Source organism: Streptomyces sp. CA-106110 (assembly GCF_050936285.1).
Taxonomy (GTDB): domain Bacteria; phylum Actinomycetota; class Actinomycetes; order Streptomycetales; family Streptomycetaceae; genus Streptomyces.
Window position 1 is genome coordinate 3,093,297 of the sequence record NZ_JBNJNB010000001.1, and the last position, 21,080, is coordinate 3,114,376.

The window sequence follows — 21,080 nt, forward strand, 5'->3', positions numbered from 1 at the left end:
TCTTAGGCCAGCGCCGGTGCGTCCAGCGTCAGCGTTCCCGCCTCGGCGTCCAGTTCGGCGCCGACTCCCAGCGGCAGCGTGAGGGCGCACTCGCCATGGCCGAATCCGAACTCCTCCACGATCGGCACCCCGAGCCCGCCGAGCCGGTCCATGAGGACGGTGCGCAGCAGTTCGTAGGGCCCGCATCGCTCCCAGGACCCGAGCGCGATCCCCGCGACGCCTTCGAGCCATCCGGAACGCAGCAGCTGGGTGAGGATGCGGTCGATCCGGTACGCCTCCTCGCCGACGTCCTCGATCAGCAGCAGGCCGCCGCGCGCTCCCGGCCGGGAGTGCGCAGTGCCCAGTTCGGAGGCGAGCATGCTCAGACAGCCGCCCAGGGTGACGCCCCGGGCTCGGCCGGGGACGAGCGCGGTGCCGGACGACGCGATGGTCCGTACGGACTCCGGCTCGAACAGCGTCGCGCGCAGATGCTCCTGGGACCGCGTGTTCTTCAGGAAGTCGACGGCCGACACCATCGGGCCGTGCAGCGTGACGAGTCCGAGACGGGCCGCGAACGCATCGTGCAGCGCCGTGATGTCGCTGTAGCCGGCCAGCACCTTCGGCCCGGCGGCACGCAGGGCGTCCCAGTCCAGGAGGTCCACCATGCGCTGTGCCCCGTACCCGCCGCGGGCGCAGAGCACCGCGGACACCTCCGGGTCGCACCAGGCGGCCTGGAAGTCGGCGGCCCGGTCGGCGTCCGTGCCCGCGAGGTAGGGGAAGTCGGGGTGCCGGTCGAGGACGTGCGGGGCCACGACGGGGTCGAGGTCCCAGGCTCGCAGGATGTCGAGCCCGGCGGCGAGCCGCTCCTCCCGCACGGGTCCGCTGGGCGCGACGACGGCGACACGGGCACCGGGGACGAGTCGGGGCGGTCGTACGAGGGGTGTCACTTGGTGAGCTCCAGGGTGGGGATGCCGGGCGGGTTCAGCCCGAAGACCTGCGCGTACAGCGACAGCTCGGCCTCCAGGGCGCGCACCATCGTCTCAGCCCGCCGGAAGCCGTGCCCCTCGCCCTCGAAGGCGATGTAGGCGTGCGGTATCCGGCGCCCTTCGAGCCGGGCCAGGAACCGCTCGCACTGCGCGGGCGGGCAGATGACGTCGTCCAGGCCCTGCAGCAGCAGGAAGGGCACGGTGATGCGGTCCGCGTGCTCGACGGGCGACCGCTCGGTGTACCGGCCGGGCACTTCGACGTAGGACCCGACGAGGGACTCCAGATACCGTGACTCGAAGTCATGGGTCTCCCCCGAGCCCCAGTTCACCAGGTCCAGGACGGGGTACAGGATCGTGCCGCAGGCGTACACGTCGGTTGTCGTCAAGGACACGGCGGTGGTCCAGCCCCCGGCGCTGCCGCCGCGCACGGCGAGCCGGTCGCGGTCGGCCGTGCCCTCCTCCGCGAGGGCGAGCGCGACGCCGGCGCAGTCCTCGACGTCGACGACACCCCACTGCTCGCGCAGCCGGTCGCGGTACTCACGCCCGTAGCCGGTCGAGCCGCCGTAGTTCACCACGGCGACTCCGATGCCGCGCGAGGTGAAGTAGGCGATCTCCAGGTCGAGGACGAGTGAGGCGCGGCCGGTGGGCCCGCCGTGCGCCCACACCACATACGGCGGCAGCTCATGGGCGGGCGCGATGTGGCCGGGGTGGTGCGGAGGGTAGATGTGGGCGTGGATGTCACGCCCCCGGGGCCGGTGAAGGTGCGGATCTGCGGCTCGGGGTAGTACGCGGGGTCCACCGGGTCCTCGTGTGCGGCCCCGATGACCCGGGTGCGCCCGGTCCGGGAGTCCAGCTCGACGACCTCGCCGGCGCTGCGCGGGCTGGCGCCGACGACGACGACCCGGCTGCCGTGCGCGGCGAGCGTCGCGGCGAACTCGGTCCAGGGCCCGGCCGCGTCGACCACCTCCCCGCTGTCCGGGTCGAGGATGCCGAGCGCTGCGGCGCCTCTGCCGTGGACGACGGCGATCAGCCCGCCGTCCAGGGGCGCGAACCAGCGCTGCCCGACCTTCCACAGCGGCCCCGCGAACTCCTCCTCGCGGGGACACAGCGGCTCGCCGTCCCGGTACAGGTTCCACCAGCCGGTGCGGTCACTGGCGTAGAGCAGGGATCCGTCGGGCGCCCACTCGGCCTGGGCGATGGACTCCTCGGGCCCGCCGGCGAGGGTGCGCGGCTTCAGGAACGTGCCGTCTTCGGTCACCTCGGCGACGATCAGCTCGGTGCCGTCCCAGGGCATGCGCGGATGGTCCCAGACGAGCCAGGCGGCGCGCCGCCCGTCCGGCGAGAGGCGGGGTCCGGTGACGAACCGGTGGCGCCCGTCGGTCAGTTCGCGCACGGCGTCCTGGTCCCGTGCCGCCGAACCGTCCAGCGGCACGGCGGCGGCCACCCGCTGTACGTCGCCTGCTCCGTCGCCGGTGAACTCCTCGAGCACGCACCAGACTTCACCGCGCTCGACGTGCAGTGTCGGGTCGACCCAGCGCAGTCCGCCGCCCACCGGGGACAGCGGGGTCAGCGGGCGGGGTCCGGCACCGGGCGCCGCGGGCTCGTACGCGTACAGCCTCTGGTCCGCGAAGTTCACGAACACCACCAGGGGCCCTTCGGGGCGCATCACCCCGGTCCAGGGCCGGCCGCCGTACTCCATGACCCGGCTGCGCACGTTCCACGGCGGGGGCAGCACCGACTCCTCGGTGCCGTCCGCCGTGCGGCGCACGAGCGTGCGGCGGCCGCCCTCGGCGGGGCGCGGTTCGGTCCACCACGCCTCCTCGCCGACGAAGTCCACCGACTCCGGGTGCCCGTCGTGCGCGGCGGCGAGCGCCGCGTCGATGGGTGAGGACCATTCCCCGTACGGAAGTGTCTGCACCATCTCCCCCTCTCTCCCCTACGCCGCGCGCAGGAAGCGGTCGAGTACCCGGACTCCGAAGTGCAGCGCCTCCACCGGGACCCGCTCGTCGACTCCGTGGAACAGCGTCTGGTAGTCGAAGCCCTCCGGGAGCTTCAGGGGCGCGAAGCCGTAGCCGGTGATGCCGAGCCGGGAGAACTGCTTGGCGTCCGTACCGCCCGACATGCAGTACGGCACCACATGGCCCTCCGGCGCGAACTCCTCGACGGCGGCACGCATCCGGGCGTAGGTCGGCGAGTCCACCGGCGCCTGGAGAGCGACCTCGCGGTGGTCGTACTCCCACTCCACAGCTGACCCGGTAAGCTCGTCCAGGGTGGTGCGGAACTCGTCCTCGCCGCCCGGCAGATAACGTCCGTCGATGTACGCGACGGCCTCGCCCGGGATCACATTGATCTTGTAACCGGCGCTCAGCATCGTGGGGTTGGCGCTGTTGCGCACGGTCGGCCGGACGAGTGAGGCGGCCGGGCCGAGCTTGTCCAGCAGGCCGTCCACATCGTCGAGGCCGCCGTCGATGCCGTAGACCGCGGCGAGTTCGGTGAGCGCCGCGCGCACCGTCGGGGTCAGTCTGAGCGGCCACTCATGGGCCCCGATACGGGCGACGGCGGCGGCGAGCCGGGTGACCGCGTTGTCGTGGTTGACCTTGGAGCCGTGGCCCGCCCGGCCACGCGCGGTGAGCTTGAGCCAGCCGGTGCCGCGCTCGCCCGCCGCGATCGGGTAGAGCTGCCGGCCGTCGCCGTCGTGGAACGTGAACGCCCCGGACTCGCTGATGCCCTCTGTGCACCCCTCGAAGAGTCCGGCGTGCCGGTCGGCGAGGAAGCCGGAGCCGTCCTCGGCGGTCGCCTCCTCGTCGGCGGTGAACGCGAGGACGAGGTCGCGTCGCGGTCGTACCCCCGAGCGCGCCCACTCCCGCACCACCGCGAGGATCATCGCGTCCATGTTCTTCATGTCGACGGCGCCCCGGCCCCAGACGACTCCGTCGCGCACCTCACCGGAGAACGGGTGCACGCTCCAGTCGGCGGCCTCGGCCGGCACCACGTCGAGATGGCCGTGGACGAGCAGCGCACCGGCGGAGGGATCGGTGCCCTCTATGCGGGCGACGACGTTCGTCCGGCCCTCGGTGCGCTCCAGCAGGGCGGGTTCCAGGCCCGCCTCGGAAAGCAGCTCCGCCGCGTACTCGGCGGCGGGCCGCTCCCGGCAGTCGCCGCCGCCGCGGTTCGTCGTGTCGATGCGGATGAGGTCCGAGGTGAACCGGACCACCTCGTCGAGTGCCTGCTGGTCAGCCATACTGCTCCTCCACCGCGGCCGAGACGATCGTGGTGACCGCCTTGAAGGTACGGATCGCCTCATACATGCGCTCGCTCGTGTACGCCACCTTCCGCTCCCCGACGCGGTCCACGCCCGGCACCACGGTGGCGGACATCGCCAGGTGCTCGGCGTCGAACTCCAACGCGATCGTGAACGGCCCCCCGCTCACCGGCTCGTGACGGACCGCCAGGGACACCGCGTCCTTGGCCGCCGCGCGGATGTCGGCCGCGGTCCTGGCGGGTGTGCGGCACACCGCCGCGTACCGGGAGACGTGGTCCTTCACGGCGACCTTGAGCGCCTCGGGCGCGTACCCGAGCGCGTCCTCGCAGGCCACGTCGTCCCCGGTGACAAGGATGACGGGCACGCCGTACTCGGCGACCACGTGTGCGTTCAGCAGGCCCTCGCTGGCGCGCGTGTCGTTCAGCCACACCCCGGTGATCGAGTTGGCGAGGTAGGTGTGCGCGAGGACGCCCTCCATACCGGCGCCGGCGTGATAGCCCACGAACGCGACACCGTCCACGTCCCCGTGCTGCACGCCTTCGACCATGGAGAGGGACTTGTGCCGGCCGGTGAGCATCTGCGCCCGCTCGTCCAGGCGCTCGAGGAGGAGGTTCCGCATGGACCAGTGGGCCTCGTTGATCAGCACCTCGTCGGCGCCGCCGTCGAGGAAACCGAGCACCGCGGCGTTCACGTCCGAGGTGAACATCCCACGGCACCGCTCCCACTCCGGCGTCCCGGGCAGCACGTCGGCCGGCCAGGTCACACCCGTGGCGCCTTCCATGTCGGCGCTGATGAGGATCTTCATGGCAGGAAACCTACGCGCTCGTGACGTTGCGTGACCAGCCCTGTGGAAAAGTGTCCCGACGTGGTGGTGGCCTTCGGCGGTACACCCCCCGACCGCGTGACCGGTCAGGGGCGGTCACGCGGTCAGGGCGGCTGCGAGCGGCCGGCCTGCCGGCCGTGGAGCGCGGGCCGGCCGGGCCGATCGGCCCCGCACCCGACGCCCCGGCACTCGACACCCGGCACCCGGCACCCGGCACCCGGCGTCAGCGATACAGCGCAGGCCGCTCGACCAGCTCGACCTCGACGCGGCGGCCCTCCGACTGGGCGCGCACGCCCGCCTCGCAGACCGCTGCCGCGGCATAGCCGTCCCAGACGCTCGGCCCGGTGACCTCATCGCGCCGGGTGGCATCGACCCAGGCCTGCACCTCGCGGTCATACGCCTCCGCGAAGCGCTCCACGAAGTCCTGGGCGATGCCGCCGCCCCAGCGGCCCGCCTCCTGGGTGACCATGGCGTGCCCGTCGCCGATCCTGGCGCTTCCCTGTTCGCACACCACCTCGGCCTGTACCTGGTAGCCGAAGCCGCAGTTGACGAAGATCTCGACGTCGACGAGGGCGCCCCCATCGGTCTCGAAGACGACGAGCTGCGGGTCCGAAAGGCCTGTCGGGGCGTTGCCCGACGGTGCCGGGCGCAGCACCGTCACCGCCGTGATCTCCTGGCCGAGCAGCCAGCGCGTCACGTCCATCTCGTGCACGACCGAGTCGTTGATGAGCATGGCGTCGGTGAAGCCGGGCGGGCTGGCCGCGTTGCGGTGCCGGTTGTGCAGCATCAGCGGGCGGCCCAGCCGGCCGCCGTCCAGCAGCTCCTTGAGCCTGAGGTACTCGGCGTCGTAGCGCCGCATGAAACCGACCTGGACGCGCCGGTGACCCAGCTTCTGCTCGGCCTGCAGGATGCGGAGCGCGGAGGCCGCGTCGGGCGTGAGGGGCTTCTCGCACAGCACTGGCAGGTCGCGCTCGAAGGCCGCGAGCAGCGCCGCTTCGTGGGCGGGGCCGGGAGAGGCGATCAGTACCGCGTCGACGTCCGCGGCGGCCATCGCGGCGGCCGGTTCGGTGTAGGCGGTGCAGTCCTCGACACCGGCCGCGACGCTCTTGGCCCGCTCGGCGTCGACGTCCACGACGGCGGACACCCGCGCCCCGCTGATCACCTCGTCGATACGGCGCACATGGTCGGCGCCCATCCGTCCCGTCCCGATGACGGCGACTCGGAGCGTTCCGCGCTGAGTCATGGTGGTCGGTCGTCCCTTCGGATGGTCAGGCGCCGCAGGAGCGGAGGAACTTGCGGGTGCGTACGGCGATGGGCAGCGGCCTGTCCGGCTCGCAGGGGTACATGTCCTGCTCGACGATGGCGAACAGCTCGACGCCGAGCTTCTGGGCGGCGACGAGGACCGGCTCCAGCTCGGGCACGCCCGCCGGGGGTTCGCACATCACACCGCGCTGCACGGCGGGCCCGAACGGAACGCCGTTCTCCACGACGTCGGCGAGGATCTCCGGGTCGACCTGCTTGAGATGCAGATAGCCGATGCGCTCGCCATAGGTCTCGATGAGCTTGACGCTGTCGCCGCCGCAGTAGGCGTAGTGCCCGGTGTCCAGGCAGAGGTTGACGAGGTCGGAGTCCGTCGAGTCCAGGAAGCGCTCGACGTGCGCCTCGGTGTCGATGTGCGTGTCGGCGTGCGGGTGGACGACGATGTCGAGGCCGTAGGTCTCCTTGACCTCGTGGCCGAGCCGCTCCATGCCCTTGGTCAGGTGCGCCCACTGCTCGGCGGTGAGCTCCGAGGGCTCGATGATCTCGGCCGTCTTGTCGTCCCGCCAGAAGGACGGGATGACCACGAGGTGCTTCGCGCCCATCGCCTGGGTGAGCGCGGCGACCTGGCCGACGTGCTCCCAGGTGGACTCCCATACGGCCGGTCCGCGGTGCAGCGAGGTGAAGACCGTGCCGGCCGACACCTTCAGGTCCCGCTTGTTCACCTCGTCGGTCAGGCGCGCCGGATCGGTCGGCAGATAGCCGTAGGGGCCGAGCTCGATCCAGGAGTAGCCGGCCTCGCTGACCTCGTCCAGGAACCGTTCCCAGGGCACCTGCTGCGGGTCGTCCGGGAACCAGACGCCCCAGGAGTCCGGGGCCGAGCCGACCCGGATGCGGTCCAGGGCAGTGGTCATGTCACAGGGTCCCTTCGGGAGATGCCGTCACAGGTGCCTGGAGGTCCTCCGCTTCGGGGAGCCCCTCGACGTCTACGCCGCCGACCTGTGCCAGCTCGTGCTTGAGGGCGGCGAGTTCGGCGCCGCCGGCCATGTGGTTGGTCAGTTCCTCGAGGCTGACCTGCGAACGGTCCGCGCTGAGCTCGAGGGTGCCCAGGCGCAGCACGCTGAAGTGGTCGCCGACCATATAGGCGTGGTGCGGGTTGTGGGTGATGAAGATGACGCCGAGGCCGCGCTCGCGGGCGGCGGCGATGTACTTGAGGACCACACCGGACTGCTTGACGCCGAGCGCGGCGGTGGGCTCGTCCAGGATGAGGACGCGGGCGCCGAAGTAGACGGCGCGGGCGATGGCGACGCACTGGCGCTGGCCGCCGGACAGGGTGCCGATGGGCTGTTCGAGGTCGTCCAGGACGATGCCCATGTTCCGCAGTTCTTCGTCCGCGGTCCGCTTCATCCGGGCGATGTCGAGACGGCGGAACGGCCAGGGGCCCTTGGTCATCTCGGAGCCCAGGAAGAAGTTCCGCCACACCGGCATGAGCGGCACGGTGGCCAGGTCCTGGTAGACGGTGGCGATACCCCGGTCGAGTGCCTCGCGGGGGGTGGTGAAGCGCACGGGCTCGCCGTCGACGAGGACCTCGCCCTCGGTGTGCTGGTGCAGCCCCGAAATGATTTTGATCAGTGTGGACTTGCCGGCGCCGTTGTCGCCCAGGACGCAGGTGACCTTGCCGGGGTGGACGGCGAGGTCGACGCCGTGCAGGGCGCGGATGTTGCCGTACGACTTGCCCGTGCCGCGCAGTTCGACCACGGGGGCCTGGTCGTCCGGGGCGGCCTTGGCGGTGTTCTTGCCGATGTCAGCGGTCGTCATGGGGTGGTCACCTCCGGGTCGCGGACTTCTGGACCCACAGATTGATGAGGGTGGCGCCGAGGAGCATCACGCCGAGGAATGCCTTGAACCAGTCGGGGTTCCAGCCCGCGTAGACGATGCCCTGGCTCACCATGCCGAACATGAAGGCACCGAAGACCGGGCCGATCGCCGAGCCGTAGCCGCCGGTCAGCAGACAGCCGCCGATCACGGCGGCGGCGATGTAGATCAGCTCCTGGCCGACGCCCTCGCCGGACTGCACGGTGTTGAAGGAGAACAGCTGGTGCATGCCGACGAACCAGGCACCGAAGCCGACCAGCATGAACAGCGAGATCTTGGTGAACTTCACCGGCACACCGACGGCTCGCGCACTGTCCTTGTTGCCGCCGACGGCGAAGATCCAGTTGCCGTACTTGGTGCGCAGCAGCACCCAGGTCGCCAGGGCCGCGAAGAGCAGCCACCACAGCACGGTGATCTTGAGCTGGACGCCGCCGACGGAGAACGACGACGAGAAGACCGCCTTGGCCTGGTCGAAACCGTCCATGTTGCTGATGTCGTCGGTCGCGACATTACCGGTGATCAGCTTGGTGACCGCGAGGTTGATGCCCTGCAGCCCGAGGAAGGTGCCGAGGGTGACCAGGAAGCTGGGCAGCCCGGTGCGGACCATCATCCAGCCGTTGAACGCCCCGATGGCGAGCGAGACCACGAGCGCGACGATCACGCCCACCCAGACGTTCATGGTCAGCTGGAAACTGACCATGCTGGCGGTCAGCGCCGAGGTGATCACCGCGACACCGGCCGACAGGTCGAACTCTCCGCCGATCATCAGCAGGGCCACGGGCAGCGCCATGATCCCGATGGTGGACGACTGGTAGAGGACGGTGGCCATCGCGCTGCCCGTGCGGAACGTCGGCGCCGCGGCGAAGAAGAAGACGAACACCGCGACGGCGCCGAGGAAGACGCCGACCTCCGGCCGGGCGAGCAGCCGGAGGACGAAGGAGCGCTGCGCCGTCCGCCCGTCGCTCTGCCGGGGGCCGGAGGCCGGCGGTGAGGTCACCGCCGGCACAGCCTGCTGGCTCATAGGGATCACCTCGTGCCCTTCGCGGCGAAGGTGGCGATGGTGTCGACGTTGGACTTGTCGACGAAGGCCGGGCCGGTCAGCACCGGCTGCTCACCGCCGCCGCTGTAGTTGCCGTTGTTCTTGTAGAGCCACAGGGAGTCGACCGCGAGGTAGCCCTGCAGGTAGGGCTGCTGGTCGACGGCGAACTGGATGTCGCCCTTGTTGATGGCGCTGGTCAGGTCCTTGTTGAGGTCGAAGGTGGCGACCTTCGCCTTGCTGCCCGCGTCGGACAGCGACTGCACCGCCGTCAGCGCGAACGGCGCACCGAGGGTGACGACGTAGTCGATCGAGCTGTCCTGCTTGAGCTTGGCGGTGATCGTCGACTTCACCGACGGCATGTCGGTGCCGTTGACATAGAGGACCTGCGTCTTGCCGCTGAACGTCTTCTTCACACCGTCGCAGCGCTGGGTGAGCCCGATGTTGCCCTGCTCCTGGATCACGCAGACGGCGTTCTTGGCGCCCTCCTCGTTCAGCCGCTTGCCGAGCGCCTCTCCCGCCACGCCCTCGTCCTGCCCGAAGAACTCCATCAGGCCGAGCTTCTGCCAGTCGCTCACGCCGGAGTTGAGGCCCACCACCGGGATACCCGCGGACTTTGCCTTGCCGACGACGTCCTTCATGGCGTCCGGCTTGGCCAGGGTGATCGCTATGCCGTCGACCTTCTGGTCGATCGCGTTCTGGACCAGGTTCGCCTGGTTGCCGGCGTTGGGGTCGGCGGAGTAGACGAGCTTGATGTTGTCCTTGGCCGCGGCCGCCTCGGCCCCCTTGCGGACGATGTCCCAGAAGGTGTCACCGGGCGCCTGGTGGGTGACCAGCGCGACGGTCATTCGGGGAGTGGTGGCCTTGCCCGCGGCGGCGCCGGAGCTGCTCTCCTCCGCCTTCTTTCCGCCCGAGCTGCTGGAGCAGCCGGCGACGAGCAGCGCCGAGGCCGCGGCCAGCGCGACGAGCGGGACGACCCTGCGGGAGCGGCGGGAGCGAATCGTGCGATCCATCTTTCCTGCACCTCACTGTGCGACCGGGGGGAAAGGGAACGAGGAGGGACGACGCCGGGCGGGATGCCCGTGCGGCCCGGACGGGTGCCCGGGTCGATGTGCCGGTGAAGCGGCGGTTTCGTTGGGACGGGATACAAACCCCTCCAACACCCGCCTGTCAATACTTTGTTAAGACATCATTTCAGAAGCAGGTCCGAATGTAAGAACAAAGTCTTGACAGAGGATCGCCGGGCGGCCTACACCTGTGAGGCATCCGGGCCCGGACGTCGCGCCCTCCGGGCGTCCGGCTCCCCGCACATCCCGCACGAGGAGCGACACGCATGTCCGAGCCCGCCGGCTGTTTCGATCTCATCACCATGGGACGCATCGGGGTCGATCTCTACCCGCTCCAGACCGGTGTGCCCCTTCCCGAGGTCAAGTCCTTCGGAAAATTCCTCGGCGGCTCGGCGGCCAACGTCGCGGTGGCCGCGGCGCGGCTCGGCCGCACCACCGCCGTCATCACCCGCACCGGCGACGACCCCTTCGGCACCTATCTGCACCAGCAGCTCAAGGAGTTCGGCGTCGACGACCGGTTCGTGACACCCGTGGCCGCCTATCCGACCCCGATCACCTTCTGCGAGATCTTCCCGCCGGACGACTTCCCGCTCTACTTCTACCGCCGGCCCAAGGCGCCCGACCTCGAGATCCGCACCGACGAGCTGGACTTCCCCGCCATCCGCTCGGCCCGCATCTTCTGGATCACCGGCACCGGCCTGAGCGAGGAGCCCAGCCGCTCGGCCACGCTCGCCGCACTCGAGGCCCGGAACAAAGCTGGCACCACGGTCTTCGACCTCGACTGGCGCCCCATGTTCTGGAGCGACCCCGAGGCGGCGCGGCCGTACTACGCCGAGGCACTGCGCCACGCCACCGTGGCCGTCGGCAACCTCGACGAGTGCGAGATCGCCACCGGCGTACGCGAACCACAGGCCTGCGCCGAGGCGCTGCTGGACGCGGGCGTGGAACTCGCGGTCGTCAAGCAGGGCCCCAAGGGCGTCCTCGCCGTGCACCGGGACGGGACGACGGCCGAGGTGTCCCCCGTGCCGGTCGAGGTCGTCAACGGGCTCGGCGCCGGAGACGCGTTCGGCGGCTCGCTCTGCCACGGACTGCTCTCCGGCCGGCCGCTGGAGGACACCATGCGGTACGCGAACGCGGCCGGAGCGCTCGTCGCCTCCCGGCTCGCCTGCTCCTCCGCGATGCCGACCGAGCAGGAGGTCGCCGGCCTCCTCGCCGGCGCCTGACCCTCGCGTCACGACCCCGCGCACCCGGCCGACCGCCACCACCCCGCCGCGCACCCGGCCGACCGCCGCCACCCTGAACGGAGCCTTTGTTGAGCATCAGCATCCTCGACCTCGCCACGGTGCGCGCCCGCCACCCGGAGGCCATCGCCGAAGCCGCCGCCCGCCGGGTCCGCCGCCCCCTGATCGGCGACAACGGCCGGCTCATGATCGTGGCCGCCGACCATCCGGCCCGCGGCGCCCTCGGCGTCGGCGGCCACCGTCTGGCCATGGCCAACCGCGCCGATCTGCTGGAGCGCCTGTGCGTGGCGCTGTCCCGGCCCGGCGTGGACGGGGTGCTGGCCACCGCCGACATCCTGGAGGACCTGCTGCTCCTCGGTGTCCTGGACGACAAGGTTGTCATGGGGTCGATGAACCGGGGCGGGCTCGCGGGTGCCTGCTTCGAGATGGACGACCGCTTCACCGGCCACCGCCCCGAGGACATCGAACGGCTCCGCTTCGACGCCGGGAAACTGCTGCTGCGGATCGACTACGACGACCCAGGCTCCCTGCGCACCCTGGAGTCCGCGGCCCGGGCCGTGGACGAGATGGCCGCGCGCGAACTGCCGCTGTTCGTCGAACCGTTCATATCGCGCCGCGTCGACGGCAGGGTGCGCAACGACCTGAGCGCCGAGGCCGTCACCCGGTCCATCGCCATCGCCTCGGGCCTCGGCGGCACATCCGCCTACACCTGGCTCAAGCTCCCGGTCACCGACGACCCCGACGCCATGGCCGAGGCGCTGGAGGCGTCCACGCTGCCCGCCGTGCTGCTCGGCGGCGAGGTCGGCAAGGACCAGGAGGGCGCGTACGAGAAGTGGCGCAAGGCCCTGCGCCTGCCGACCGTGCAGGGCATGGTGGTCGGCCGGTCCCTGCTCTACCCCGCCGAAGGCAGCGTCGAGACCGCGGTGGACACGGCGGTGAGCCTCCTGTGAACCCGTCCGCCCCGCTGAGACCCATGACCACCCACCGCAGTCCCGCGCGCAACGCCACCACCGCCGCCTGCACCGTCGATGTCACCCCGGAGGCGGAGTATGGGACTGCTCCAGCCTGCGCGTGGATCCGCGACATCCGGCCCGCGCAGCCGGCCGGCGCCCGCCTTCCGCTCCACACCGCCCCAGTGAGGTCCTGATGAGCAGTCAGTCAAGTCCGTCAACGCGCCGTCTGACCGTCGCCCAGGCTCTGGTGCGGTTCCTGTCCGTGCAGTACAGCGAGCGCGACGGCGTACGGCACCGGCTCATCGCCGGCACCTGGGGCATCTTCGGCCACGGCAATGTCGCCGGGATCGGCCAGGCGCTGCTCGAGGCCGGTGAGGACACCATGCCCTTCCACCAGGGCCGCAACGAGCAGGCCATGGTGCACGCCGCCGTCGGCTACGCCCGCCAGTCGAACCGCCTGTCCACCCAGGCGGTCACCACCTCCATCGGCCCCGGTGCCACCAACCTCGTCACCGGCGCCGCACTCGCCACGATCAACCGCCTCCCGGTGCTGCTGCTGCCCGGTGACTACTTCGCCACCCGCCCCGCCGACCCGCTGCTGCAGCAACTGGAACACCCCGTCGAGGCCGACGTGTCCGTCAACGACACCCTCCGCCCGGTCTCCCGCTCCTTCGACCGGATCACCCGGCCCGAGATGCTGATCCCGTCCGCGCTCAACGCCATGCGGGTCCTGACCGACCCCGTCGAGACGGGCGCGGTCACTCTCGCGCTGCCGCAGGACGTGCAGGCGGAGGCGTACGACTGGCCCGAGGAGTTCTTCGCCGAGCGGGTCTGGCGGGTACGCCGTCCCGCGCCCGACCCGGTCGAGTTCGCGGAGGCGGTGCGCGCGATCCGGGCCGCCGAGCGGCCCTTGGTCGTGGCGGGAGGCGGGGTCCACCACAGCGAGGCCGAGGAGGCGCTGAAGGCGCTGGCCGATGCCACCGGGATCCCGGTGGCCTCCACCCAGGCGGGCAAGGGCTCGCTGCGCCACGACCACCCCGCGGATCTCGGAGGCATCGGACACACCGGCACCGCCGTCTGCGACGACATCGCCCGCACAGCCGACCTGGTCATCGGCGTCGGCACCCGCTACAGCGACTTCACCACCGCCTCCAGCACCCTGTTCCAGAACCCCGGCGTGCGGTTCGTCAACCTCAACATCACCGCCTTCGACGCCCACAAGCTCGCGGCCCGCACCCTGGTGGCCGACGCACGGGCAGGCCTCGCGGCACTCGCCGAAGGCCTGGACGGTCACCGGGTGAGCGAGGCGTACGAGGCCGAGTACCGTGCGGGCAAGGAGCGTTGGGAGCAGGTGGTCGAGGCCGCCTACCGCGCGGACGACGAGAACTCCGCGCCGACCCAGACCCAGGTTCTCGGCGCCCTCGACTCCGTCGTCGGCGACGACGACGTGGTGATCAATGCGGCCGGCTCGCTCCCCGGCGATCTGCACAAGCTGTGGCGGGCCCGCTCTCCGCGCCAGTACCACCTGGAGTACGGCTACTCCTGCATGGGCTACGAGATCCCGGCCGGCATCGGCGTCCAGCAGGCAGCCCCCGGCACACCGGTGTGGTCGCTGGTCGGTGACGGCACCTATCTGATGATGCCCACCGAGATCGTCACCGCGGTGCAGGAGGGTCTGCCGGTCAATCTGGTCCTGATCCAGAACCACGGCTACGCCTCCATCGGCGGCCTGTCCGAGGAGATCGGCGGCGAGCGCTTCGGCACCGCCTATCGTCACCGGGCCGCCGACGGCACCTTCACCGGTGCTCCGCTCCCGGTGGACCTGGCCGCCAACGCCGCGAGCCTCGGCATGGAGGTCATCAGCGCCAAGACCGTACGGGAACTGCGCGACGCCCTGGCCGCCGCGCGCGCCTCGGACCGGCCCACCTGCGTGTACGTCGAGACCGACCCGGCACCGACCGCCCCGCCCGCCGAGGCCTGGTGGGACGTGCCCGTGGCCGAGGTCGCCTCGCGTGAGGCCGCCGTGGCCGCCCGCAAGAGGTACGACCGGAACGTCGTCGGCCGCCGTCGCCACCTCTGACTCCCACCGCTGGCGAAGGGCCCCCTCGCCCGCGCCGGCCCACGGCGGCCGGGTCGGCGCAGGACGGCCGGGTCGGCGCAGGACGGCCGCCGGTCCGTGCGGCGCTGCCCGCGGACCGGCCGCCGTCTCGGCGTCTAGTGCCCGGCCGTCAGCCGGCGCCGGTAGCGCACCGCGGGTCGCCCCTGGACCCTGGTGTCGGACACGGCGGTGAACTCGTTGTGCATGAGCACGGCCTTGGACGCCGGGTTGTCGAGGGCGACCACGGCGGTGAGTTCCAGGAGGGCGTAGTCGGCCCCGGCACGACGGCAGACTTCCCGGACCGCGGCCGTCGCGACGCCACGTCCCGTGGCGCGCTCTCCGATCCGGTAGCCGAGTTCGGCGCCCCCTGCCAGAACGTCCACGAGGTTGACGCGCCCTATCACCGCACCACTGTCGTCCAGGACGACGTGGAAGTGGCACAGACCGGCCTCCTGCTCGGCGAGCAGGGCACGGTGCCGGGAGGCGAACTCCGCGAAGTACGCGTCCCCGCGGTCCGACACCGACCGCGCGAAGTACTCCCGGTTCTCCCGCTCGAAGTCCAGCAGGGCGGGCGCGTGGTCGGCCCGGAGCAGCTCCAGCCTCGTCATGACGGACGAGGGTACCCACCGGTGAGCGCGCCACCGCCCGCCGGAGCAGCGGGCGGTGGGGCTGCGTCGCCAAGATTGGTCACGACTGCGTACCGGGCCGCCGTCCGCTCAGGCCGGGCTCACCCACGCGCGCCGCTCGGCCGAGCGGCTCATGGCGTCCAGCGCCGCCGCGCTGTGCACGGCGTCGTCGAGCGTCGGGCCGTACGCGGTTCCCTCCGCGACCGAGCGCAGGAAGTGGTATGCCTCGATGACCTTCAGGTCGTCGTAGCCCATGGCATTGGCGGCGCCCGGCTGGAAGGCGGCGAACTCGCCATGGCCCGGGCCGACGTAGAGGGTGCTGACGGGCTGGTCCTGGTAGACCGTGCCGCGGCTGACGCGGAGTTCGCCCATGCGCCGGAAGTCCCACAGGACCGCGCCCTTGGTGCCGTGGACCTCGAAGCCGTAGTTGTTCTGCTCGCCGACGGAGACCCGGCAGGCCTCGAGGACGCCGCGGGCGCCCGAGGTGAAGCGCAGCAGGCAGTTCACGTAGTCCTCGTTCTCCACGGCGCCGGGCTCTCCGCCCGTGGCCCGGGCGTGTCCGGCGGTGGCACCGCTGGGGCGGGCCCGCTCGGGGATGAAGACGGCGGTGTCGGCGACCAGCGACTCGATCTCGCCGAGCAGGAAGCGGGCCAGGTCCACCCCGTGCGAGGCCAGGTCCCCAAGGACGCCGCTGCCGCCGCGCTCGCGCTCGTACCGCCAGGTCAGGGCGCCCTCGGGGTGGGCGGCATAGTCACTGAAGAGGCGGATGCGGACATGGGTGACGGCGCCGATGTCGCCGGAGGCGATTAGGTCGCGGGCGGCCGCGACGGCCGGTGCGTTGCGGTAGTTGAAGCCGACCGCGCCCTGGACACCGGCCTTGGCGACGGCGTCCGCGACCGCGCGGGCGTCGTCGGCGGTCAGGCCCACGGGCTTCTCGATCCAGATGTGCTTGCCCGCCTCCGCCATGGCGACACCGATCTCCCGGTGCAGGAAGTTGGGGGCCGCGATGCTCACCGCCCCGACCCGGGGGTCGGCGGCGATCTCGCGCCAGTCCCGGACCGCGGTGGCGAAGCCGTACCGGTCGGCGGCCTCCTCGGCACGGCCGGGCACGTCGTCGGCCACGGCGATCAGTTCGGGCCGCACGGACAGCTGCGGGAAGTGGTGCGGCACCCGGACGTAGGCCTGGGTGTGCACCCGCCCCATCCAGCCGAATCCGACGACGGCGACGCCGAGTGTGCTCACCATGCCCGCCCTTCTGTGGACCGTTCCATAGCTTACGAAGGCCCACACTGCGGGCCGTTTCCCCATGTGTCAATCCCTTTGACAGGCGTGCTCGCCCTGTGGAACGGTCCAGACATGAGACCGCCGACCATACGCGATGTGGCCGAGCGGGCCGGTGTCTCCAAGTCGCTGGTCTCCTTGGTGCTGCGCGGCTCCGGCCAGGTGCGCCCCGAGAAACGGCAGGCCGTGCTGGCCGCCGTCGAGGAGCTGGGCTACCGGCCCAACGCCGCCGCGCGCAGCCTGAGCGAGCGCCGCACCCGTACGGTCGGCGTTCTGCTGAACGACCTGCGCAACCCCTGGTTCGTGGAGCTCCTCGACGGCCTCAACTCCCGGCTGCACGAGGCGGATCTACACATGCTGCTGGCCGACGGCCGGCTCAACCGGCGGCTCGGCGAGGACCTCACCCGCACCTTCACGGACCTGCGGGTCGACGGGCTGATCGCCGTGGGCACGCTGCCGCCCTCGCAGGCGCTGCGCACGGCGGCCGTCAGGATCCCCACCGTCGTCGCGGGGGCCCGCGAGCCGGAGTTGCCGTCGGTCGACATCGTCGCGTGCGACGACGAGCGCGGTGCCCGCCTCGCCACCGAACATCTCATCGGCCTCGGGCACCGCCGGATCGCCCACATCGCCGGGCAGGGGGTCGTCGGCGCACTGCGGCGGAGCGGCTTCGAGTCCGTCATGCGCGAACACGGTCTCGCCGACTCGGCGAGCGTGGAACAGGGCGACCTGACGGAGGAGGGCGGTTACCGCGCCACGGTGCGCCTGCTGAGCGCCCGCGAACGCCCGACCGCCGTCTTCGCGTTCAACGACATGACCTGCGTCGGGGCCCTCTCGGCGGCCGAGGAGAGCGGGTTGCGCGTGCCGCGCGACCTCTCCCTCGTGGGCTACGACAACACGTACCTCTCCCGGCTGCGGCATCTGTGGCTCACGACCATGGACAACGGCAGCCACGATGTCGGGCGGCGCGCCGCCCAGCGCCTCCTCGACCGCATCGGCGACCCCGGCCGCCCGGCGGAACTCGTGCTCACGACACCGTCGTTGGAGGTCCGGGGGACGACGGGGCCCCCAGGGGGAGAGGCCGTGGCCTGATCCGGCCGCGGCAAGTCGACGCACCGCGTGCGGTACCCGGCCGCGTCCGGAGCGGATCGCGGCCGGTCACGGGTTCCCTCGCTCAGGCCTGACGCCCGGCCACGATCCACTTCGACGGCAGCTCGATCCGCGTCCCGTCCGCCGTACGCTCCGTGGTGACCAGCGGCAGCTCCCCAGCCGCCAGGACCGTCAGTCCCGCCGCGCTCAGGTACTCCGGCACCGCGGCGTCCGCCACCTCGCCGGGGGCGATGCCGTGCCGGAAGACCGGGGCGAGCTTGGCCGGCGGACCCTCTGCGCTCTGGGCGAGCCCCTTGAGGACGAGTCCCGCCGCCTCGGCGAGTTCGACGAGGAAGACCCGTCCGCGCTCCCCCGCAAGCGTGGCGATGCCGTCGACGAGCGACTGCCGGTCGCCGGGCTCGCACTGGTGGAGCACGCCCCGCATATAGACGTTGGCGTCGCCCAGTTCGGCGTGCAGCGCTTCGGCCTCGCTCTTGTCCGCGGCGTCCAGCGGACGGTATCCGGCCCGGCCCGTGGAGTCGGCCCGGCGGGCGTGCTCGAGCGCCGCGAAGGACAGGTCGGCGCCGACGACGTGACGGAAGTGGCCGGCCAGGAAGCGGGTCTGGGTGCCGTTGCCGCAGCCGAGGTCCACCACGGGCAGGTCCGGAACCGTCAACAGCGGTTCGAACAGGGGGAGGTGGACGCCGACGGTCAAGGCCGGCTCCGCGTCCCAGAAGACGGTTCCCGGTTCGTCGGGGGCCTCTCGCCAGAAGCCCTCCCAGGCCTCTCTGTACCGATCGGTCACGCTCATGCCCAACTCCTCGGGGTGCGACGGCAGCCCGCCGGAGGTGACGGGCGGCTTCGGTCTATCGCGCCCGGGGCAGGGCGACAAGCGCCTCGCCTATTCCTTCACCGCTCATTCGAGACGCGTAGCACGGCACCGGCTTGTCCGGCCCTCGCGCGCCTTCGGCGTGCCCGTCGCCTCACCAGCGCCCGCCAAGGGGATCAGCCTCGTGGCAATGTCAGTTCGAACCAGACCGTCTTGCCCGCGCTCGTACGACTGGTCCCCCACTCGCGGGCCAGCGTGCTCACCACGCGCAGCCCGCGGCCGAACTCGTCGCCGCGGCCCGCGTTGAGCAGCGTGGGCAGAGTGGGATCGTCGTCGTCCACCTCGCACAGCAGGGTGTCGCCGCGGACCAGGCGCAGTTCGATCCGCCGGCTGCGGGCGTGCCGTACGGCGTTGGCGACCAGCTCACCCGCCATCAGTTCCGCGTTGTCGGCGAGCACCCCGAGCCCCCACCGGTGGAGCTGTTCGCGCACCACCGCACGGCTCCGGCCCGCCTCGGCCGGATCGGGGGCGAGCCGCCATACGGCGACGTCCTCGGGTGCTACGCCGGACAGCCGGGCCATCAGCAGCGCCACGTCGTCCTTGCGGCCGCCCCGGGTGTTGAGGGCGCGGATGATCGTGTCGCAGGCGTCGTCCATGGAGGCCGCGGGGTGCGCCGCCGACTCGCACAGGGTGGCGAGCCCGACACCGATGTCCTCGCCGCGCACCTCGACCAGGCCGTCGGTGCACATCACCAGGCGGTCGCCGGGCTCCACCCGTACGCGTACCGACTCGAACGGCACCCCGCCGACGCCGATCGGCGCTCCCGTGGGCAGCTCCAGCAGCTCGCTGCGTCCGTCGGCGGCGCGCACGACCACTGGTGGGATGTGACCGGCGTTGGCGATGTGCAGTTCGCCCGCGATCGGGTCGTAGACGGCGTACAGACAGGTCGCGAGGTAGACGTCGCCCAGCCGCTGGGCGAGGTCGTCGAGATTGCGCAGCAGCTGGGCCGGCGGCAGGTCGAGGGCGGCCATGGTCTGTACGGCCGTGCGCAGCTGGCCCATCATCGCCGCGGAGTTCAGACCGTGGCCCATGACATCGCCCACGACCAGCCCGGTGCGGGCGCCGGGGAGTTTGACGGAGTCGAACCAGTCGCCGCCGACCCGTCCGAGCAGGGTGCCCGGCAGATAGCGGGTGGCGATGTCGCAGCCCGCCATCCGGGGCGCGATGTGCGGCAGCATGCTGTCCTGGAGCGTCTCCGCGACGGCCTCCTGGTACGTGTACATGCGCGCGTTGTCGAGCACCAGAGCCGCACGGGCGGCCAGTTCGGCGCCGGTGACCCGGTCCATGTCGTTGAACTCGGTGCGCTCCGGATGGCGGAGCAGGATCATGAACCCGAGCACCACGTGGCGTGCCTTCAGGGGCACGACCAGCATGGAGCGGTGGGTGATGAGGGGCCGGATGTCGCGCTTGTCGAACTGGGAGGCGATCGCGTGCCCCAACTCCTCGCTGATGTGCGGCACGAGGACGGGCTCGCCGGTGGTCATGCACTGGAAGAAGGGTGTGTGCGCCGGGAACGGCATGGCCTCGCCGACCGGCACCACGTCGTCCCAGCGGCCCGGCTCGTCGGTGTGCTCAAGGGCGACCCGGTGCCACATGGTCGTGGTGTCGGGGACGCCTTCGGCAAATCCCTCACCGGCCAGGACCTGTTCCCGCAGGTACGTGCCCGCCACGTCCGTGAAGCGCGGCACGACGGCCTTGCTGACCTCGATGATCGTCTGCGCCAGGTCGAGCGAGGTGCCGATCCTGCCGCTGACCTCGTTGAGGAACTCCAGGCGCTCGCGCACCGCGACGTACTCGAGATCCTCGCCCTCGTCCCGGAGGCCCTCCGGCACCGGCTGCCCGGTCACCACGGCGCGCGCCGCGAGCAGCCGGCGCGCCTTGCGCTCCGCACGCCGGGGCACGCCCCAGTCCGGGGTCACGGGCACCCGGTCGTTCTGGCTGAACTCCATGACGGGGTAGCCCAGTTCGAGAACCTGCGCCACGATCCGGGCGCTCTCGCCGACGCTCATGCTGGGCAGGATCTCGGGCAGCCGCTGGGCGAGTTCCTCGGCTCCGGGGAAGTCGGTGTGCAGCGCGAAACCGGGCGCGATGCGCTCGACGGCCGTCCCGTCGCCCCGGTGCAGCGCGTCCGCGTCGGCGGCGAGCACCAGCAGCCGCTCCGGGCCCGGTCCCACCAGCGGGTACGCCCACCACAGCACATCGGTCCTGCCCGCTTCTCCGAGCGGAAGGACCTCCGTCCCGCGTGGCTCGCGGTCCGGCACCGTCAGGCGGGCGCGGCCCGCGGCCGGGTAGGAGAGCCGTCCGTCGAGGGAGGACTCCAGGTCGGGACCGAGTCCGCCGAAGGGCGCGTACGCCCCGTACGGGCCGGCTTCGTCGGCCTCGGGCAGGGCACCGGAGACCGGCAGCAGATCGACGGCGGACTGCCCGACCGCCTTCTCCCTGGGGATGCCGAACAACCGCCGGGCGCCGCGGCTCCAGTGCGAGACGAGGCCGTCGCGGTCCACCACGATCACGGCCAGGGGGATACGGCCGGACGCGGTGTGCTCCGCCGCCTTCCCGGCCGGGGGGCCGGGAAGCGCGCCCGTCCCGGTGCCTTGGTCCATGGCCGAGGCCCTCTTTCC

At 71.7% G+C, this 21,080-nt stretch carries 16 protein-coding genes and 1 pseudogene; 4 read left to right on the forward strand and 13 right to left on the reverse strand.

Annotated elements, in window-relative coordinates; all coding sequences use genetic code 11:
- Positions 1 to 2: 2 nt before the first annotated feature.
- The 9 genes and pseudogenes from ACQEXA_RS14185 to ACQEXA_RS14225 form a co-directional block, all read right to left on the reverse strand.
- Positions 3 to 926 carry a S66 peptidase family protein gene (locus ACQEXA_RS14185; protein WP_433130137.1) on the reverse strand — a complete coding sequence of 308 codons (924 nt, stop codon included), beginning with the start codon at positions 924 to 926 and terminating at the stop codon, positions 3 to 5.
- Positions 923 to 2,886, reverse strand: a pseudogene (locus ACQEXA_RS14190) (prolyl oligopeptidase family serine peptidase). The gene ACQEXA_RS14185 and the pseudogene ACQEXA_RS14190 overlap by 4 nt, the downstream one beginning before the upstream one ends.
- A 15-nt stretch (positions 2,887 to 2,901) precedes the next feature.
- On the reverse strand, positions 2,902 to 4,206 hold the full coding sequence (locus tag ACQEXA_RS14195; protein ID WP_433130139.1) for a M20/M25/M40 family metallo-hydrolase: 1,305 nt from the start codon (positions 4,204 to 4,206) through the stop codon (positions 2,902 to 2,904).
- Positions 4,199 to 5,032 (reverse strand): M55 family metallopeptidase, encoded by an 834-nt coding sequence (locus ACQEXA_RS14200; RefSeq protein ID WP_433130141.1) that lies wholly within the window; start codon positions 5,030 to 5,032, stop codon positions 4,199 to 4,201. Before ACQEXA_RS14200 ends, ACQEXA_RS14195 begins: the two co-directional genes overlap by 8 nt.
- Positions 5,033 to 5,273: 241 nt before the next feature.
- The gene (locus ACQEXA_RS14205) at positions 5,274 to 6,293 is read right to left on the reverse strand and encodes a Gfo/Idh/MocA family protein (RefSeq protein ID WP_433130143.1); all 1,020 of its coding nucleotides are present in this window, start codon (positions 6,291 to 6,293) and stop codon (positions 5,274 to 5,276) included.
- Between the two features lie 25 nt (positions 6,294 to 6,318).
- Positions 6,319 to 7,221 carry a sugar phosphate isomerase/epimerase family protein gene (locus ACQEXA_RS14210; RefSeq protein ID WP_433130145.1) on the reverse strand — a complete coding sequence of 301 codons (903 nt, stop codon included), beginning with the start codon at positions 7,219 to 7,221 and terminating at the stop codon, positions 6,319 to 6,321.
- Between the two features lies 1 nt (position 7,222).
- On the reverse strand, positions 7,223 to 8,125 hold the full coding sequence (locus tag ACQEXA_RS14215; RefSeq protein ID WP_359398127.1) for an ATP-binding cassette domain-containing protein: 903 nt from the start codon (positions 8,123 to 8,125) through the stop codon (positions 7,223 to 7,225).
- A gap of 7 nt (positions 8,126 to 8,132) precedes the next feature.
- On the reverse strand, positions 8,133 to 9,209 hold the full coding sequence (locus ACQEXA_RS14220) for an ABC transporter permease (protein ID WP_359398239.1): 1,077 nt from the start codon (positions 9,207 to 9,209) through the stop codon (positions 8,133 to 8,135).
- A complete protein-coding gene (locus tag ACQEXA_RS14225; protein WP_432934509.1) occupies positions 9,209 to 10,231 on the reverse strand; it encodes a sugar ABC transporter substrate-binding protein in 1,023 nt (340 codons plus the stop codon). Before ACQEXA_RS14225 ends, ACQEXA_RS14220 begins: the two co-directional genes overlap by 1 nt.
- 320 nt (positions 10,232 to 10,551) lie before the next feature.
- Here ACQEXA_RS14225 and iolC point away from each other — a divergent pair, with 320 nt between their 5' ends.
- From iolC to iolD, 3 genes are all read left to right on the forward strand, one after another.
- The gene (gene iolC, locus ACQEXA_RS14230) at positions 10,552 to 11,508 is read left to right on the forward strand and encodes a 5-dehydro-2-deoxygluconokinase (RefSeq protein ID WP_433130147.1); all 957 of its coding nucleotides are present in this window, start codon (positions 10,552 to 10,554) and stop codon (positions 11,506 to 11,508) included.
- 89 nt (positions 11,509 to 11,597) lie between these two features.
- Positions 11,598 to 12,476 (forward strand): Cgl0159 family (beta/alpha)8-fold protein, encoded by an 879-nt coding sequence (locus ACQEXA_RS14235; RefSeq protein WP_433130149.1) that lies wholly within the window; start codon positions 11,598 to 11,600, stop codon positions 12,474 to 12,476.
- 196 nt (positions 12,477 to 12,672) lie between these two features.
- Positions 12,673 to 14,559 (forward strand): 3D-(3,5/4)-trihydroxycyclohexane-1,2-dione acylhydrolase (decyclizing), encoded by a 1,887-nt coding sequence (gene iolD, locus ACQEXA_RS14240; protein ID WP_433130151.1) that lies wholly within the window; start codon positions 12,673 to 12,675, stop codon positions 14,557 to 14,559.
- 134 nt (positions 14,560 to 14,693) lie between these two features.
- Here the strand turns inward: iolD and ACQEXA_RS14245 are convergent, their stop codons facing one another.
- The gene (locus ACQEXA_RS14245; RefSeq protein WP_359398140.1) at positions 14,694 to 15,185 is read right to left on the reverse strand and encodes a GNAT family N-acetyltransferase; all 492 of its coding nucleotides are present in this window, start codon (positions 15,183 to 15,185) and stop codon (positions 14,694 to 14,696) included.
- A gap of 108 nt (positions 15,186 to 15,293) precedes the next feature.
- Entirely contained in the window at positions 15,294 to 16,448 is a 1,155-nt protein-coding gene (locus ACQEXA_RS14250; protein WP_433130153.1) for a Gfo/Idh/MocA family protein, read from the reverse strand.
- Positions 16,449 to 16,559: 111 nt separating this feature from the next.
- On the opposite strand from ACQEXA_RS14250, the gene ACQEXA_RS14255 reads away from it, so the two are divergent.
- A complete protein-coding gene (locus tag ACQEXA_RS14255; RefSeq protein WP_433130156.1) occupies positions 16,560 to 17,573 on the forward strand; it encodes a LacI family DNA-binding transcriptional regulator in 1,014 nt (337 codons plus the stop codon).
- A gap of 82 nt (positions 17,574 to 17,655) precedes the next feature.
- Here ACQEXA_RS14255 and ACQEXA_RS14260 read toward each other — a convergent pair whose 3' ends face one another.
- Together ACQEXA_RS14260 and ACQEXA_RS14265 are read right to left on the reverse strand one after the other, a co-directional pair.
- Positions 17,656 to 18,381 carry a class I SAM-dependent methyltransferase gene (locus tag ACQEXA_RS14260; RefSeq protein ID WP_432934493.1) on the reverse strand — a complete coding sequence of 242 codons (726 nt, stop codon included), beginning with the start codon at positions 18,379 to 18,381 and terminating at the stop codon, positions 17,656 to 17,658.
- Positions 18,382 to 18,575: 194 nt separating this feature from the next.
- Positions 18,576 to 21,062 carry a SpoIIE family protein phosphatase gene (locus tag ACQEXA_RS14265; protein WP_433130158.1) on the reverse strand — a complete coding sequence of 829 codons (2,487 nt, stop codon included), beginning with the start codon at positions 21,060 to 21,062 and terminating at the stop codon, positions 18,576 to 18,578.
- Between the last annotated feature and the right edge of the window lie 18 nt (positions 21,063 to 21,080).

Bases quoted from the DNA above. Each gene is read 5' to 3' on its own strand.
- ACQEXA_RS14210 (WP_433130145.1), bottom strand. From the start codon at position 7,221: ATGACCACTGCCCTGGACCGCATCCGGGTCGGCTCGGCCCCGGACTCC.
- ACQEXA_RS14200 (WP_433130141.1), bottom strand. From the start codon at position 5,032: ATGAAGATCCTCATCAGCGCCGACATGGAAGGCGCCACGGGTGTGACC.
- iolD (WP_433130151.1), top strand. From the start codon at position 12,673: ATGAGCAGTCAGTCAAGTCCGTCAACGCGCCGTCTGACCGTCGCCCAG.
- ACQEXA_RS14260 (WP_432934493.1), bottom strand. From the start codon at position 18,381: ATGAGCGTGACCGATCGGTACAGAGAGGCCTGGGAGGGCTTCTGGCGA.
- ACQEXA_RS14205 (WP_433130143.1), bottom strand. From the start codon at position 6,293: ATGACTCAGCGCGGAACGCTCCGAGTCGCCGTCATCGGGACGGGACGG.
- iolC (WP_433130147.1), top strand. From the start codon at position 10,552: ATGTCCGAGCCCGCCGGCTGTTTCGATCTCATCACCATGGGACGCATC.
- ACQEXA_RS14215 (WP_359398127.1), bottom strand. From the start codon at position 8,125: ATGACGACCGCTGACATCGGCAAGAACACCGCCAAGGCCGCCCCGGAC.
- ACQEXA_RS14245 (WP_359398140.1), bottom strand. From the start codon at position 15,185: ATGACGAGGCTGGAGCTGCTCCGGGCCGACCACGCGCCCGCCCTGCTG.
- ACQEXA_RS14255 (WP_433130156.1), top strand. From the start codon at position 16,560: ATGAGACCGCCGACCATACGCGATGTGGCCGAGCGGGCCGGTGTCTCC.
- ACQEXA_RS14195 (WP_433130139.1), bottom strand. From the start codon at position 4,206: ATGGCTGACCAGCAGGCACTCGACGAGGTGGTCCGGTTCACCTCGGAC.
- ACQEXA_RS14225 (WP_432934509.1), bottom strand. From the start codon at position 10,231: ATGGATCGCACGATTCGCTCCCGCCGCTCCCGCAGGGTCGTCCCGCTC.
- ACQEXA_RS14250 (WP_433130153.1), bottom strand. From the start codon at position 16,448: ATGGTGAGCACACTCGGCGTCGCCGTCGTCGGATTCGGCTGGATGGGG.
- ACQEXA_RS14265 (WP_433130158.1), bottom strand. From the start codon at position 21,062: ATGGACCAAGGCACCGGGACGGGCGCGCTTCCCGGCCCCCCGGCCGGG.